Source organism: Nitrobacter sp. Nb-311A (genome assembly GCF_000152905.1).
Lineage (GTDB): Bacteria > Pseudomonadota > Alphaproteobacteria > Rhizobiales > Xanthobacteraceae > Nitrobacter.
This window is the reverse complement of record NZ_AAMY01000007.1, coordinates 70182-85461: the sequence shown is the minus strand read 5'-3', so window position 1 is coordinate 85461 and position 15280 is coordinate 70182. Positions and strand designations below refer to the sequence as shown.

General features: G+C 59.8%; 9 protein-coding genes. 8 read left to right on the top strand and 1 reads right to left on the bottom strand.

Going from position 1 to position 15280, the window contains the following annotated elements; translation table 11 throughout:
* Positions 1-344 precede the first annotated feature (344 nt).
* The 5 genes from rplJ to NB311A_RS03875 all read left to right on the top strand — a co-directional run bounded on the left by rplJ (position 345) and on the right by NB311A_RS03875 (position 11055).
* Positions 345-863 carry a 50S ribosomal protein L10 gene (gene rplJ, locus NB311A_RS03895; RefSeq protein ID WP_040673912.1) on the top strand — a complete coding sequence of 173 codons (519 nt, stop codon included), beginning with the start codon at positions 345-347 and terminating at the stop codon, positions 861-863.
* A 54-nt stretch (positions 864-917) separates the two neighbouring features.
* Entirely contained in the window at positions 918-1298 is a 381-nt protein-coding gene (gene rplL / locus NB311A_RS03890) for a 50S ribosomal protein L7/L12 (protein ID WP_009797151.1), read from the top strand.
* A 670-nt stretch (positions 1299-1968) separates the two neighbouring features.
* Complete coding sequence (rpoB, locus tag NB311A_RS03885; RefSeq protein WP_009797150.1) at positions 1969-6111, top strand: DNA-directed RNA polymerase subunit beta; 4143 nt, start codon at positions 1969-1971, stop codon at positions 6109-6111.
* A 159-nt stretch (positions 6112-6270) separates the two neighbouring features.
* Positions 6271-10470 carry a DNA-directed RNA polymerase subunit beta' gene (rpoC, locus tag NB311A_RS03880; RefSeq protein ID WP_009797149.1) on the top strand — a complete coding sequence of 1400 codons (4200 nt, stop codon included), beginning with the start codon at positions 6271-6273 and terminating at the stop codon, positions 10468-10470.
* Positions 10471-10800: 330 nt separating this feature from the next.
* Positions 10801-11055 (top strand): PilZ domain-containing protein, encoded by a 255-nt coding sequence (locus NB311A_RS03875; protein ID WP_040673889.1) that lies wholly within the window; start codon positions 10801-10803, stop codon positions 11053-11055.
* A 175-nt stretch (positions 11056-11230) separates the two neighbouring features.
* On the opposite strand, the gene NB311A_RS03870 is transcribed toward NB311A_RS03875, so the two are convergent.
* The gene (locus NB311A_RS03870; protein WP_009797147.1) at positions 11231-12427 is read right to left on the bottom strand and encodes an NAD(P)/FAD-dependent oxidoreductase; all 1197 of its coding nucleotides are present in this window, start codon (positions 12425-12427) and stop codon (positions 11231-11233) included.
* Between the two features lie 257 nt (positions 12428-12684).
* Here NB311A_RS03870 and NB311A_RS03865 point away from each other — a divergent pair, with 257 nt between their 5' ends.
* The 3 genes from NB311A_RS03865 (at position 12685) to NB311A_RS03855 (ending at position 14910) form a co-directional block, all read left to right on the top strand.
* A complete protein-coding gene (locus tag NB311A_RS03865) occupies positions 12685-13716 on the top strand; it encodes a GNAT family N-acetyltransferase (RefSeq protein WP_371256455.1) in 1032 nt (343 codons plus the stop codon).
* Positions 13717-13870: 154 nt separating this feature from the next.
* Positions 13871-14581 carry a Crp/Fnr family transcriptional regulator gene (locus tag NB311A_RS03860; protein WP_009797145.1) on the top strand — a complete coding sequence of 237 codons (711 nt, stop codon included), beginning with the start codon at positions 13871-13873 and terminating at the stop codon, positions 14579-14581.
* A gap of 83 nt (positions 14582-14664) precedes the next feature.
* Positions 14665-14910 (top strand): hypothetical protein, encoded by a 246-nt coding sequence (locus tag NB311A_RS03855; protein WP_040673911.1) that lies wholly within the window; start codon positions 14665-14667, stop codon positions 14908-14910.
* The last annotated feature ends 370 nt before the right edge of the window (positions 14911-15280 follow it).

Here is a 15280-nt window from a genome sequence, read left to right as displayed (position 1 = left end):
ATTCCGTCCGGGATGATGCTGTTGATCCCTTCCTGTCCGAGACTGTAGGCGCCTGCGGCAAACGCAAGTTTGTTTAAGGGCTTAATCGCAATGCCTGCATAGATGGGTGAAGACCGGATTTCGCTTTTCGCTTCAGGAAGCGGAAGGCAGCAGATTGGGTTCGAACCTCGACACCCCGTGCCCTTTGGCCGTCAGGCCGTCGGACCGGGAGGGCAGGCTACTGAATGTCGTCACGCCCGGCCTGTCTTGAGACCGATGTCTTGGGATCAGATTTCTGGCGGGACGATGGGTGCAACCCCGGCGTCCTTGCCTTCAGCAAAGGCGCCAAACGGAAAGAGCTTGCTGTGGAACGAGCGGCAAAAAAGGAAGCGGTCGAACAGCTCAACGAGACTTTCAGGACGACGAGCGTTGCGATCGTTGCTCATTATTCCGGCCTCACCGTCGCTCAAATGCAGACGCTGCGCAAGCAGATGAAGCAGGCGGGCGCCTCGGTGAAGGTCTCGAAGAACCGTCTCGCCAAGATCGCTCTTGAAGGCACGGACGTCGTTGCCATCGGCTCTCTTTTGAGGGGGCCGACCGTGATCGCAACTTCCGGCGATCCGGTAGCGGCGCCGAAGGTTGCCGTCGAATTCGCCAAGACGAATGAAAACTTCGTCGTCCTCGGCGGTTCGATGGGAAAAACCGTTCTGGATATAGACGGAGTGAAGGCCCTGGCCGCACTGCCGTCCCTTGATGAACTGCGCGGCAAGCTTGTCGGCCTCCTGGTGGCGCCGGCGACCAAGATCGCTCAGCTCTCCACGGCGCCCGCAGCCAAACTCGCGCGCGTTGTCCAGGCCTATGCCTCAAAGGGCGAGGCGGCGTAACGCCCTTCGCAAGTCGAATCTGGTTTGAACCGAATACGTTGAAGGAACATATTGATGGCTGATCTGCAGAAGATTGTTGATGACCTCTCCGCGTTGACCGTGTTGGAGGCTGCCGAACTGGCGAAGCTGCTCGAAGAGAAGTGGGGCGTGTCGGCGGCCGCTGCCGTGGCTGTGGCTGCTGCGCCCGGAGCGGGCGGCGGTGCTGCCGCTGCGGCGGAAGAGAAGACCGATTTTACCGTCGTGCTCGCGGCAGCAGGTGACAAGAAGATCGAAGTCATCAAGGAAGTCCGCGCCATCACCGGGCTTGGCCTCAAGGAGGCCAAGGATTTGGTCGAAGGCGCGCCCAAGCCGGTCAAGGAGGGCGTTGCCAAGGACGAGGCCGAGAAGATCAAGGCCCAGCTCGAGAAGGCCGGCGGCAAGGTTGAGCTCAAGTAACTGCGGTCAGCTTTGATGGGGCGCGCCGGAAGTCGCGGATCGCCTCAACGAAGCGCGGGCGGCCGGATCAGTCTCGCCGGCGCAACCCGCGCCCGCGAGGTTGGCATGACAAGGCTTAAGAGGAGCGGGACAACACCTCTGGCGTGCGTTCCCGATCCGGGGTCTCGTCACCGAGGCCGTAAGGTTAAGGGTAGGTCGCTTCGGCTGGAACGACGACGGGCAGGTGTTCACCGAGGCGGGTGTCACCGACAGGGCGATTTGAATAGGTGCTCATCGGCTACAGATTCCGGTTCGTTTCTGGCCGATTTGTACACAAGAAAGTGTGAGGATTCGGGGGAGCCTTCCCTCGAATCTCCACGAAAGCCGTCCCATATTGGGGCGGCAGCACGAAAGCGCAGCGGATGCGGGAACGGCGGCGTTTCCACATAAGCTGTTAGGAGAGCAGCGATTTCGGGCTTTTCGGTCCGCTTGGATATGATTTTGACGGGCGGGGTGTAACCAGTGCACCCCGCGCGTTGTTTTGCGTTCTGCGAGCCCTGCGTTCCAAATCAGGATTAAAATCCTGATTTGCGTTCCGCTCTTGAGAGCGTTCCGAAGATTCACCCCGGGGGCGATGCCAGTCGCGCTTCGGAAGGTTTGCCCTTAACGGGCGACGATATGAGAGGCCACGATGGTGCAGCAGACGTTCACCGGTCGCAAGCGGGTTCGCAAGTTTTTCGGGCATATCCGCGAAGTTGCCGCGATGCCGAACCTGATTGAGGTTCAAAAGGCGTCCTACGATCAGTTTTTGATGGTCGACGAACCGGAGGGCGGTCGCCTGGATGAGGGTTTGCAGGCGGTTTTCAAATCGGTTTTTCCGATCAACGACTTCTCGGGAACCTCGCAGCTCGAATTCGTACGCTATGAATTCGAGGCGCCTAAGTACGATGTCGATGAGTGCCGTCAGCGCGGCATGACCTATGCGGCGCCGCTGAAGGTAACGCTGCGCCTTATCGTGTTCGATATTGACGAAGAGACCGGTGCGAAGTCCGTGAAGGACATCAAGGAGCAGGACGTCTACATGGGCGACATTCCGCTCATGACGATGAACGGCACCTTCGTCGTCAACGGCACCGAGCGCGTCATCGTCTCGCAGATGCATCGTTCGCCGGGCGTGTTCTTCGATCACGACAAGGGCAAGACCCATTCGTCGGGCAAGCTGCTGTTCGCCGCGCGCGTAATTCCCTATCGCGGCTCGTGGCTCGACATCGAGTTCGATGCCAAGGACATCGTGTTCGCGCGCATCGACCGTCGCCGCAAGATTCCGGTGACGTCGCTGATGTTCGCCCTCGGCCTCGACAGTGAGGAAATTCTCAGCACGTTTTACAAGAAGATCGTTTACAAGCGCGCGAAATCCGGCGGCCATTCGGATGGCTGGCGTGTGCCCTATGATCCGGTCCGCTTTCGCGGCTACTCGACGCTGAACGATCTGATCGACGCCGATACCGGCAAGGTCGTGCTCGAGGCCGGCAAGAAATTGACGGTCCGCGCCGCGCGCCAGCTGCAGGAGAAGGGGCTGAAGGCGCTACGCATGAGCGACGAGGAGCTGGTCGGCATGTATCTGGCCGAAGATCTCGTCAATCCGAAGACCGGCGAAATCTATGCCGAAGCCGGCGAGGAAATAACGGAGAAGTCGCTGAAGGCGCTCAACGAGGAAGGTTACAAGGAGCTGCCGCTGCTCGACATCGACCATGTCAATGTCGGTCCCTACATCCGCAATACGCTCGCCGCCGACAAGAACATGACGCGCGAGGATGCGCTGTTCGATATCTACCGGGTGATGCGCCCGGGCGAGCCGCCGACACTGGAGTCGGCGCAAAACATGTTCCAGTCGCTGTTCTTCGACGCCGAGCGCTACGACCTGTCGGCCGTCGGCCGCGTCAAGATGAACATGCGCCTCGATCTTGATGCCCCGGACACCTATCGCACGCTGCGCAAGGAAGACATCCTTGCGGTCATCAAGACGCTGGTCGATCTGCGCGACGGCAAGGGTGAGATCGACGATATCGACCACCTTGGCAACCGTCGCGTGCGCTCGGTCGGCGAACTGATGGAAAACCAGTACCGCGTCGGTCTGCTGCGCATGGAGCGGGCCATCAAGGAGCGGATGTCGTCCGTTGATATCGACACTGTGATGCCGCAGGATCTGATCAACGCGAAGCCTGCGGCTGCCGCGGTGCGCGAGTTCTTCGGGTCGTCACAACTCTCGCAGTTCATGGATCAGACCAACCCGCTCTCGGAGATCACCCACAAGCGCCGTCTGTCGGCGCTCGGGCCGGGTGGTCTGACGCGCGAACGTGCCGGATTCGAGGTGCGCGACGTCCATCCCACGCACTATGGCCGCATCTGTCCGATCGAGACGCCGGAAGGCCCGAACATCGGTCTCATCAACTCGCTCGCGACGTTCGCGCGCGTTAACAAATACGGCTTCGTCGAGACGCCATATCGCAAGGTGAAGGATGGCCGCGTTACCGACGAGGTAGTCTATCTCTCGGCGATGGAGGAGGGCCGCTATCACGTCGCGCAGGCCAACCTGCCGCTCGACAACCGCGGCCGTTTCACCGAGGACCTTGTGGTCTGTCGTCATGCCGGCGAGGTGCTGCCGGTGACGCCGGACAAGGTCGACTTCATGGACGTGTCGCCGAAGCAGCTTGTCTCGGTTGCGGCGGCCCTGATCCCGTTCCTCGAGAATGACGACGCCAACCGCGCGCTGATGGGCTCGAACATGCAGCGTCAGGCTGTGCCGCTGGTGCGCGCCGAGGCGCCGTTCGTCGGCACCGGCATGGAGGGCGTGGTGGCCCGCGATTCGGGCGCCGCGATCGCTGCCCGCCGCTCGGGCGTGATCGATCAGATCGACGCCACCCGTGTCGTCATCCGTGCGACGGAAGATCTCGATCCGACCAAGTCGGGCGTCGATATCTACCGCCTCATGAAGTATCAACGCTCGAACCAGTCGACCTGCATTAACCAGCGTCCGCTGGTGAAGGTCGGCGACACCGTGAGGAAGGGCGACATCATCGCGGACGGCCCGTCCACCGATCTCGGCGAACTCGCGCTCGGCCGCAATGTGCTGGTCGCGTTCATGCCGTGGAACGGCTACAACTTCGAAGACTCGATCCTGCTCTCGGAGCGGATCGTCAAGGAGGATGTTTTCACCTCGATCCATATCGAGGAATTCGAAGTGATGGCCCGCGACACCAAGCTGGGGCCCGAGGAAATCACACGCGACATTCCGAACGTTTCGGAAGAGGCGCTGAAGAACCTCGACGAAGCCGGCATTGTCTACATCGGCGCCGAGGTCCGCGCGGGCGACATCCTGGTCGGCAAGATCACGCCGAAGGGCGAAAGCCCGATGACCCCGGAAGAAAAGCTGTTGCGCGCGATCTTCGGCGAGAAGGCCTCCGACGTGCGCGATACCAGTCTGCGCGTGCCTCCGGGCGTGCAGGGCACGATTGTCGAAGTCCGCGTCTTCAACCGTCACGGTGTCGACAAGGATGAGCGTGCGCTGGCGATCGAGCGGGAGGAGATCGAGCGCCTCGCCAAGGACCGCGACGACGAGCAGGCGATTCTCGACCGCAACGTGTACGGCCGCCTCGCTGATCTGCTCGAAAACCGTCAGGGTATTGCCGGTCCGAAGGGTTTCAAGAAGGATACCAAGATCACCAGGTCGGTGCTCGAGGAATATCCGAAGTCGCAGTGGTGGCTGTTCGCATCGCCGAACGACAAGCTGATGGCCGAGATCGAGGCCATGCGGAAGCAGTACGACGAGTCGAAGAAGGGCCTCGAGCAGCGCTTCCTCGACAAGGTCGAAAAGCTGCAGCGCGGCGACGAGTTGCCGCCCGGCGTGATGAAGATGGTCAAGGTCTTCGTCGCCGTGAAGCGCAAGATCCAGCCCGGCGATAAGATGGCCGGTCGCCACGGCAACAAGGGCGTGGTCTCGAAGATCGTTCCGATCGAGGACATGCCGTTCCTCGAGGACGGCACTCACGCCGACATCGTGCTTAATCCGCTCGGCGTGCCCTCGCGCATGAACGTCGGTCAGATTCTCGAAACTCACCTCGGCTGGGCGTGCGCCGGTCTTGGCAGGCGGATCGGACAGGCTGTCGATGCCTATCTCGCGAGCACGAAGCAGGAAACCAAGCCGCTGAAGGAGACCCTCAAGAAGGTCTACGGCGACAACGAGACGATCAAATCGCTCAACGATCATGAACTGGTCGAGCTTGGCCGTAATCTGAGCCGCGGCGTCCCGATCGCAACGCCGGTGTTCGACGGTGCCAAGGAAACCGATATCGAGCAGATGCTCGAGCTCGCTGGCATGGACAGGTCAGGCCAGTCGACCGTCTACGACGGGCGGACCGGTGACCCGTTCGATCGCAAGGTCACCGTGGGCTACATCTATATGCTCAAGCTGCACCACCTTGTCGATGACAAGATCCACGCGCGCTCGATCGGACCTTATTCGCTCGTCACCCAGCAGCCGCTGGGCGGCAAGGCGCAATTCGGCGGCCAGCGTTTCGGTGAAATGGAGGTGTGGGCGCTCGAGGCTTACGGCGCGGCGTACACACTCCAGGAAATGCTGACGGTGAAGTCGGACGACGTCGCGGGCCGTACCAAGGTCTATGAGGCCATCGTGCGCGGCGATGACACCTTTGAGGCAGGCATTCCGGAATCGTTCAACGTGCTGGTCAAGGAAATGCGCTCACTGGGCCTGAATGTTGATCTGCATAACTCCAAAATCGGCGACATGATGCCGACGTCCGAAGCGGCCGAATAGCATTTTGAGAACACGTGTTCCTGGCGCGGCGCATCACACAATGAGGCGTCGCCGCGCGGGAACCGCAACGAATTCCGCGGACCGTTTAGGTTCCGAATCGGCAGGGCACCGGGTCGCGGCTCGCGCAGCATCCGGAACGCGGCCGTCGAGGAGAAGACCATGAACCAAGAAATAATGAATTTATTCAATCCGACGACTCCGGCTCAGGTCTTCGACCAGATCCGGATTTCGATCGCGTCGCCGGAGAAAATTTTATCGTGGTCCTACGGCGAGATCAAAAAGCCCGAGACGATCAACTACCGCACGTTCAAGCCGGAGCGTGACGGCCTGTTCTGCGCGCGCATCTTCGGGCCGATCAAGGACTACGAGTGCCTGTGCGGCAAGTACAAACGGATGAAGTACAAGGGCATCATCTGCGAGAAGTGCTCAGTCGAGGTGACGCTGTCACGCGTGCGCCGTGAGCGCATGGGACATATCGAACTGGCCGCGCCGGTTGCTCACATATGGTTTCTGAAGTCGCTGCCCTCCCGCATCGGCCTTTTGCTCGATATGACGCTGAAGGATCTCGAGCGCATTCTCTATTTTGAATACTACGTCGTTCTTGAGCCTGGTCTCACCGCGCTCAAGGACCGTCAGTTGCTGTCGGAAGAGGAATATCTTCGCGCCCAGGACGAGTACGGCCAGGACAGCTTCACCGCCATGATTGGCGCCGAAGCGATCCGCGAGTTGCTGAAGGGGCTCGAACTCGAGCGGCTCGAGGCGGAACTGCGCGCAGAGATGCAAGCGACGGAATCCGATATCAGGCACAAGAAGCTCGCCAAGCGCCTGAAGATCGTCGAAGCCTTCCGCTTCTCCGGTAACAAGCCGGAGTGGATGATTCTCACCGTGGTGCCGGTGATTCCGCCGGACTTGCGTCCACTGGTGCCGCTCGACGGCGGCCGCTTCGCCACTTCCGATCTGAACGATCTGTATCGCCGCGTTATCAACCGCAACAACCGTCTGAAGCGGCTGATGGAGCTGCGTGCGCCCGACATCATCATCCGCAACGAGAAGCGAATGCTTCAGGAAGCGGTCGATGCGCTGTTCGACAATGGCCGTCGCGGCCGCGTCATCACTGGCGCAAACAAGCGCCCGCTGAAGTCGCTCGCCGACATGCTGAAGGGCAAGCAAGGACGCTTCCGCCAAAATCTACTCGGCAAGCGTGTCGATTATTCCGGCCGCTCGGTCATCGTCGTCGGCCCCGAACTGAAGCTGCACCAGTGCGGCTTGCCGAAGAAGATGGCGCTGGAGCTGTTCAAGCCGTTCATCTATTCGCGGCTCGACGCCAAGGGTCTGTCCACGACCGTGAAGCAGGCCAAGAAACTCGTCGAAAAAGAGCGTCCCGAGGTCTGGGATATTCTCGATGAGGTCATTCGTGAGCATCCGGTGCTGCTGAACCGGGCGCCGACGCTACATCGGCTCGGCATTCAGGCGTTCGAGCCGGTTCTGATCGAGGGCAAGGCGATTCAGCTTCATCCGCTGGTTTGCGCTGCCTTCAACGCCGACTTCGATGGCGACCAGATGGCCGTCCACGTTCCGCTTTCGCTCGAGGCGCAGTTAGAGGCGCGCGTGCTGATGATGTCGACCAACAACATCCTGCACCCGGCGAATGGTCAGCCGATCATCGTTCCCAGCCAGGACATCGTGCTCGGCCTTTACTATCTGTCGATCATGCGTGAGGGCTTGCCTGGCGAGGGCAAGGTGTTCGGCGATATGGCCGAGCTGGAGCATGCGCTGCATTCCGGCGTCATCCACCTTCACACCAGGATCAAATATCGCTGGGATCACATCGGCGAGGATGGCGAGCCGATCAAGCGTCTGATCGAAACCACCGCCGGCCGCGTCATGCTCGGCCAGGTGCTGCCGAAGTCGCCGAAGATTTCTTTCGACGTCATCAACAAGCTGATGACCAAACGCGAAATCTCCGGCGTGATCGATCAGGTCTATCGTCACTGCGGTCAGAAGGAGACGGTGATCTTCTGCGACCGGATCATGGCGCTCGGCTTCTATAATGCGTTCAAGGCCGGCATCTCCTTCGGCAAGGATGACATGGTCGTCCCGCACGGGAAGTGGAAGATCGTCGATACCACGCGCACGCTGGCGAAGGATTTCGAGCAGCAATACAATGATGGCCTGATCACGCATGGCGAGAAGTACAACAAGGTCGTTGACGCATGGTCCAAGGCGACGGAAGAAATCGCCAAGGAGATGATGAAGGAAATTTCTTCGACCAAGAAGGACGGCAAGGGCGTCGAGGCCCAGATCAACTCGATCTACATGATGGCGCATTCCGGCGCGCGCGGCTCGCCCGCCCAGATGCGTCAGCTCGCCGGCATGCGCGGCCTGATGGCGAAGCCGTCGGGCGAGATCATCGAGACGCCGATCATCTCCAACTTCAAGGAGGGTCTGTCGGTTCTCGAATATTTCAACTCCACTCATGGCGCCCGTAAGGGTCTCGCCGACACTGCGTTGAAGACCGCGAACTCGGGCTATTTGACCCGCCGTCTGGTGGACGTCGCGCAGGACTGCATCATCACCCAGGACGACTGCGGCACCAAGCTCGGCATCAAGATGCGCGCTATCGTCGATGCCGGCACGGTGGTGGCGTCGCTGGGATCGCGCATCCTGGGCCGCACGGCCTGCGATGATATCCGTGATGCAGCGAGCAACAAGGTGCTGGTCGAGCGCAACACCTTGATGGAAGAAAGCCATGTCGATCAGATCTCCCGGGCTGGTATCCAGGAAGTCAAGATCCGCTCGGCGCTGACATGCGAACTGGTCAACGGAATCTGCGGCAAGTGTTATGGCCGTGATCTGGCTCGCGGCACGCCCGTCAATCACGGCGAGGCGGTCGGCGTCATCGCGGCGCAGTCGATCGGCGAGCCCGGTACGCAGCTCACGATGCGCACGTTCCATATCGGAGGTGCCGCGCAGATCAACGAGCAGTCGGTGATCGAGTCGAATTTCGACGGCAAGATCACGATCAGGAACAGGGCGATCGCAAGAAACGGCGAAGGTCATCTGGTTGCGATGGTGCGCAACATGGTGGTCGCCGTGGTCGATGCGGACGGCACTGAACGCGCAACCCACCGCATCCAGTACGGCGCGCGCATGCACGTTGACGAAGGTGACATGGTCAAGCGCGGCCAGCGTATCGCCGAGTGGGATCCTTATACGCGGCCGGTTCTGACGGAACTCGAGGGTACGATCGGATTCGAAGATCTGATCGAAGGTCAGTCGATCTCCGAGACGCTCGACGAGTCTACCGGTATTGCCAAGCGCATCGTCATCGACTGGCGAGGCACACGCGGCGGCGCGGATCTTCGCCCGGCTATCGTGATCAAGGGCAAGGACGGAAAGGTGCTGAAGCTCCCGCGCGGCGGCGACGCCCGCTACATGCTGTCGGTCGACGCCATTCTGTCGGTCGACGTGGGCGCCAAGGTGAAGCCCGGCGACATCCTAGCTCGTATCTCGACCGAGAGCGCCAAGACCCGCGACATCACCGGCGGTCTGCCGCGAGTGGCTGAACTGTTCGAGGCTCGCAAGCCGAAGGACGCGGCGATCATCGCGGAAATCGCAGGCACCATCCGGTTCGGCCGCGATTACAAGAACAAGCGCCGCATCTCGATAGAGCCGGTCGACAAAGACGAGGAGACCCGCGAGTATCTTATTCCGAAGGGTAAGCACATCCATCTGCAGGATGGTGACGTCGTCGAGAAGGGCGACTTCATCGTCGATGGCAATCCCGCACCGCACGACATTCTGGCGATCAAGGGCATCGAGGAACTCGCTGCCTATCTGGTCAATGAGATTCAGGAAGTCTATCGCTTGCAGGGCGTGCTCATCAACGACAAGCACATCGAGGTGATTGTCCGTCAGATGCTGCAAAAGGTCGAGATTACCGATCAGGGCGAGACCGACATGATCTCGGGCGAACAGATCGACAAGATCGAGTTCGACAGGCTTAACCTCAAGGCCCAGGAAGAAGGCAAGAAGATCGCCACGGGAACGCCGGTTCTTCTCGGCATCACCAAGGCCAGCCTGCAGACCCGTTCGTTCTTCTCGGCGGCGTCATTCCAGGAGACCACGCGTGTGCTCACCGAGGCTGCCGTCAACGGCAAGGTGGACCCGCTCGAAGGTCTGAAGGAAAACGTCATCGTTGGCCGACTGATTCCGGCCGGTACCGGCGCGTCGATGGCCAAGATCCGCGAAGTTGCGGTCAAGCGTGACAAGCTGATTCTCGACGAGCGCGAGAAGCAGGCGACGATCGTGCCGTCCGCGCCGGAGGCCGAACCGCTGGCGCTTCCGCCTGCCGAGTAGGACGGCTGATCTCAGTTGAAAAGGGCCGGCGTAAGCCGGCCTTTTTTTGTGTCGCGTGAGGTAGCCCTTGGCGCAATCTCACCGTTTTCCGAGATGGAAAGAGTTCACACGGTCAACGTGAGGAAAAATTAATATCAAGTTTAGCTAATCGGCTTTTCTGCCAAGCATTTTTCGTTCCGCCGCGGCGAGATGATATAGTGCCGCGCAGATGTGCCGCAGACCGAGTTGCTTTCCTGTCGGGCTTGGCTTTGGACTCGTGTCACCGCTTCGGTCGCGAAGGCGGGTCGTTCCGGTCGCAAGAAGTGGATCGTGTGCTGGGAGTGCAGGACGATGATCGCCGCAAGAAAACGGGGAGCCCGCAAGTCGGTCCGGCAATCGGCCTGGATCACTCTGGACGGTGGTTTTGCCGCAAGGCCATGCGTTGTGCTCGACCTCTCGGCTGCGGGTGCCAAGATTAAGGTCGATGATGTCGCCGCTGCGCCAGGCGTTTTCCGGTTGGCCTTCTCGCGCGACGCGAGAGAAGGGCGCCCGTGCAAGGTGGTGTGGCGACGCGAGGGGACGCTCGGCGTCAGGTTCATTCGCTGAAATTTTGCAGGCTTGTCTCGAGGAGACGACTATTCCGTTTTCGAGCGAAGCATGTCCTCGGGCTTGACCCAGGGATGGACGCGGGTTTGCGTGAATAAAACGCGTCAAATCAAAAGCCAGAGTCTTTCATCGTTCTCGTGATGCGGTGAAGGCTTTTAACCCGGTCCAAGATTCCCTACGCCAGTTCCTTTTCATGCGATTCCGAGCGCGGCGGAGATCCGGATGGCTGCACGCCGGATCTGCTCATCGGTCTGGTCAGGCCTAGGGCCAGACGGCCGAGGAAGCGCGCCCACCGGCGTGCGCGCCAGGTCGGACCATTGTCGATAGATAGCGAACGAAGATGCCAGGCTTTCGCCGCCGACCATGCGTCACACTCCATCTTGACGGGATCGTCGTAGAAGGTCTCGATCTTGGCGCGATCCATGCCTTCGGTCGAGAGCCAGTGCGGAACGTGGACATTGCAGAGCCGTTCGACGTCGGTGAATACCTTGTCGGTGCCGGTTCCTGCGGCCGGACACGAGGTCGCGAAAGCGTCGCCGACGAGAACGACCCCGGCCTGCCGATGATTTTCCGTGACGTACAAATCCGCCGGTCTGATCTTGACCGGCCCGCTAACCTGAAAGCCTCCTGTCATACGGTCGAGGCCGGGCATGATCGCCCGCATCGCCGCTTCGGGATTGTTGCGGAATTCGCGAAACCAGATGTCATCGATCGGGCGATAAACCATCATGTTGGCGCGCATGGTGTTGCCGATTGGAAACAAGGTGAGATAGGCCATCCGCGCGCTGGAGCGTTTCGACCAATATGTAAGAGCCGGGAAGGGAAACGCCGGTCGATCGACCGGAACGACGTTGAAGCCGAGCGTCACGGAATGACATTCGCTGATGATGCGGCGCCTGAGGCCGAGCAGGTGGCGCAGGCTGACGCTGAGGCCGTTCGCAAGCACGATCAGGCGCGCGGAAATTGTTTCTCCGTCGGCCAGCACCAGACGCTGGCGTTCACCGCTCGTGGCGACCTCGACGACTTTCCCATATACGATTTCGACGTTGGGCGGGATTTGCGCGCGCATCGCATTGACAAGAGTATCGTACATCACGCCGTGCTGGTCGCTTGGCTTTTTCGCCACCACGAAACCGAACCGGGCTTCCCATATCTCGCCGTCGAGGGTCGTCGCCCGCAGTATTTCTTCCTCGAGGCCGGTCCTGCGTAGTCGAGGAAGTTGAGTGCCGCCCAGTTTCTCGCAGCGCAAGTCGGGCGGATACGTCATATGCGGATCAATCATCATCGCGGAGATGCCCGCGCGGCCGAGCATTGCGGCGGTGGTCGAGCCGGCCAGTCCGCCGCCAACGATCGCAACATCCGTATAGCGCATGGATCGGCCCTCGTTCCGGGAGAGTACATTGCGCCGCAAAGGCAAAAAAATCTTGAAAGATATCAAAAGATCCTAGGCGGACAGTCGCGATGCAAACTTAACCGAAAAGCAACGCGGGAAGACCAGTATTGCCGGCCGAGCGGATCGCCGAGGATGGTCCGAGGCGTCCGATGATTTCAGTAAACATTTGTTCACCAACACTGGACTTTGCGGCGCCGTGGGACGATCTCGTTCGGCGGGCATCTTCCAACGTGTTCATGAATCCGGCTGCCCTGAAGGTCGCAAATGACAGCGGGTTTGCGAGCATCCATGTTCTGCTGGCGTGGGACGACAGTACCGGACGCAAGAAGCTGGTCGGCGTATGGGCCTTTCAGGTTCGCAGAATTTCTCGGCTGTGGCCCGCGGTGCTTGAAGCACTGCCCTACAACTACGCTTTTCTCTCAAGCCCTGTCGTGGATCCCGCTTTCGTCCGCGAGGTCATTCCGGGCTTTTTATCGGCGATCCGGAACAGTCGCTCGCTGCCCAAGGTGATCAGCCTCAAGTCGTTCGATGCCGAGGCCCGGAGCTTCGAAACGCTTGTTGATGCGCTGACGGAACAAGGCTGCGCGTACCTCAGATTGTCCGAGAATGCGCGGCCTTTCGCGACTCGTGATGTCGGTGTGAAACGGTCAGGCTCGACCCGGAAGAAGATGCGGCAGGATTGGAACCGCCTCTCCGCCGTAGGCAGTGTCGATATCGTCAACCTCCGCGCTTCAGATACGAGAGAGGCGTTCGAGACGTTTCTGAAGCTGGAAGCCGCAAGCTGGAAAGGAGCGCGTGGCACCGCGTTGTTATGCAAGTCCGCGGATGCCGCCTTCGCCCGGCAGGTGATCGCCGCGCTTGCCGAACGTGGCAATGCTTCGGTTGCTTTGCTTCGTGTTGATCGGCGTGCCATCGCCGCACAGGTGCTGATGTATTGCGGCTCCACGGCCTATACCTGGAAAACGGCGTTCGATCATGACTACGCGAAGTATTCACCCGGTGTCCTGCTGATCGACAGGATCACGGACGATCTGTTCTCCTCAACGGAGATCGGAGCCATCGATTCCTGTTCTTACGAGCGAAGCTTCATGGCTCAGCTCTGGGCGGGCCGCCGGAAGATGGTCGATCTGCTGATCGATGTTGGGCCCGGTAGATCGCCGCCATTTTTGCTGGAAGGCATTCGCCAACGGGGCTATGGGCAACTCCGTCGGCTTCGCGACGGAGTTCGGAGTTGGTCGGCGCAGGCCAGTTCCAAAGCAAGTAAATAAGCGGCGTATCGCCTTCGGCCGCTTCGAGAGCGCAGTCGAAAGGCGATACCGTATTCGGGGCCGTCAGTCCGACGTGGCTTGCCTTTGGTTACACAAAGAACCAAACTGCGGTCACCGGTTTTGACTTGCCGCAAGAACCGGTGATCGTGAGACAATGGTGCACAGACCAAAGAACAGCCTTCTGGCGAGCATACCGGACACGGAATGGATCGAAATTCAGAAGCTGTCTGAGTTTGTCAAACTTCCGCTTGGTTGCGTGCTGTACGAACCACGCGGCCCATTCGATTATGTGTATTTTCCCGAAACTGCGATCATCTCCAACCTCGCCCCGCTCAAGACCGACAAGACAGCCGAGACGTCGACCACGGGACGGGAAGGTATGATCAACGTTGGAGCGATCATGGGCGACGATCAATCCATGCATCGCGCCGTCGTCCAGGTGTCCGGCGATAGTATCCGTATTTCGTTTCGGGAGTTTCAGGAGTTGCAAGCGCGGCTGCCGGTATTTCGGCGCAAGCTCAACGCCTATTCACGAGCGTTCCTTGCGCAGGTGATGCAGTCCGTTGCGTGCAACGCCAGTCATACGCTCCTCCAACGCTGCGCACGATGGCTGTTGAAGTCTCACGATCGCGTCGATGGTGACGAGCTTCGCCTCACGCAACAATTCCTGGCCGAGATGCTTGTGGTCAGTCGCGTGGCCGTTAACGCCGAGCTAAGAAAGTTTCAGCAACAGCAGGTTCTCACATATAGCCGCGGCATCATTACCATACTGGACCGCAAGCTGTTGGAGCGCACATCCTGCGAATGCTATCGCGCGGTCCGGCGCGAGTACGACAGATTACTGCCTGGCTCGTTCACCAAATAAAATGCTCACTATGTAAACTAGTTGGCTATACGGTCGCTGTTTCCATCGGTACACAAAGAAATTCAACAATGGAGGAGGCACCGATGCCGCGACACGTCTCTTTTTACGATGAAACCCTGGGTAAACAGATCGACGGTTCATACACGACGGATGGCAAGGTGATCCATGCCGGATCGGGATCGCTTGGCGCCAAGAGTGCTACCATTGGCCATCTGGGTAACGCCACCACGTTTCCGGTCGATCAGGTAGGTCAGGATTTGCTGGCGCAGAAGCTCCTGAGCGAGCTGGCGCACAAGGAAGCGAAGAGCGGCCACGGTCACGGCCACTAAGCTAAAGTCAAATAGATGGTGTGAGCCGCCATCGCGGTTCACATGTCATCGTCGCTTTCTGCCGCGGAGGCCGTAGCGTTGGCCCCGCTGCAGGTTGTCGCGATTCATATTATTGCATCTCAAGCTCCCACTCAGGCATCCGGCCTTCACTCGCTTCGCTCGGTATGACCAGCGGGCTTGCCGTCTCCGGAACGTTTTGATCATTTTGAAGCGGCAGACGGCGCGGTTGCCTGCCTGGGTTTGTTGATCCCTTTGATTCCTGCATCTGACTCTTGCATCGTCTGTTGAGTTCGCGGCGCCGACGTGATTGAGAAGCGGCGCTTTTAGCTGTTCAACTTGTCTTCTTCGCCTGACGTGCGGTCATCCCCCT

What these genes read in the sequence shown, in the direction of transcription:
- NB311A_RS03865 (WP_371256455.1), top strand. Translation starts at nt 12,685, where the DNA reads ATGAATCCGGCTGCCCTGAAGGTCGCAAATGACAGCGGGTTTGCGAGC.
- NB311A_RS03855 (WP_040673911.1), top strand. Translation starts at nt 14,665, where the DNA reads ATGCCGCGACACGTCTCTTTTTACGATGAAACCCTGGGTAAACAGATC.
- NB311A_RS03875 (WP_040673889.1), top strand. Translation starts at nt 10,801, where the DNA reads ATGATCGCCGCAAGAAAACGGGGAGCCCGCAAGTCGGTCCGGCAATCG.
- NB311A_RS03870 (WP_009797147.1), bottom strand. Translation starts at nt 12,427, where the DNA reads ATGCGCTATACGGATGTTGCGATCGTTGGCGGCGGACTGGCCGGCTCG.
- rpoC (WP_009797149.1), top strand. Translation starts at nt 6,271, where the DNA reads ATGAACCAAGAAATAATGAATTTATTCAATCCGACGACTCCGGCTCAG.
- NB311A_RS03860 (WP_009797145.1), top strand. Translation starts at nt 13,871, where the DNA reads ATGGTGCACAGACCAAAGAACAGCCTTCTGGCGAGCATACCGGACACG.
- rplL (WP_009797151.1), top strand. Translation starts at nt 918, where the DNA reads ATGGCTGATCTGCAGAAGATTGTTGATGACCTCTCCGCGTTGACCGTG.
- rpoB (WP_009797150.1), top strand. Translation starts at nt 1,969, where the DNA reads ATGGTGCAGCAGACGTTCACCGGTCGCAAGCGGGTTCGCAAGTTTTTC.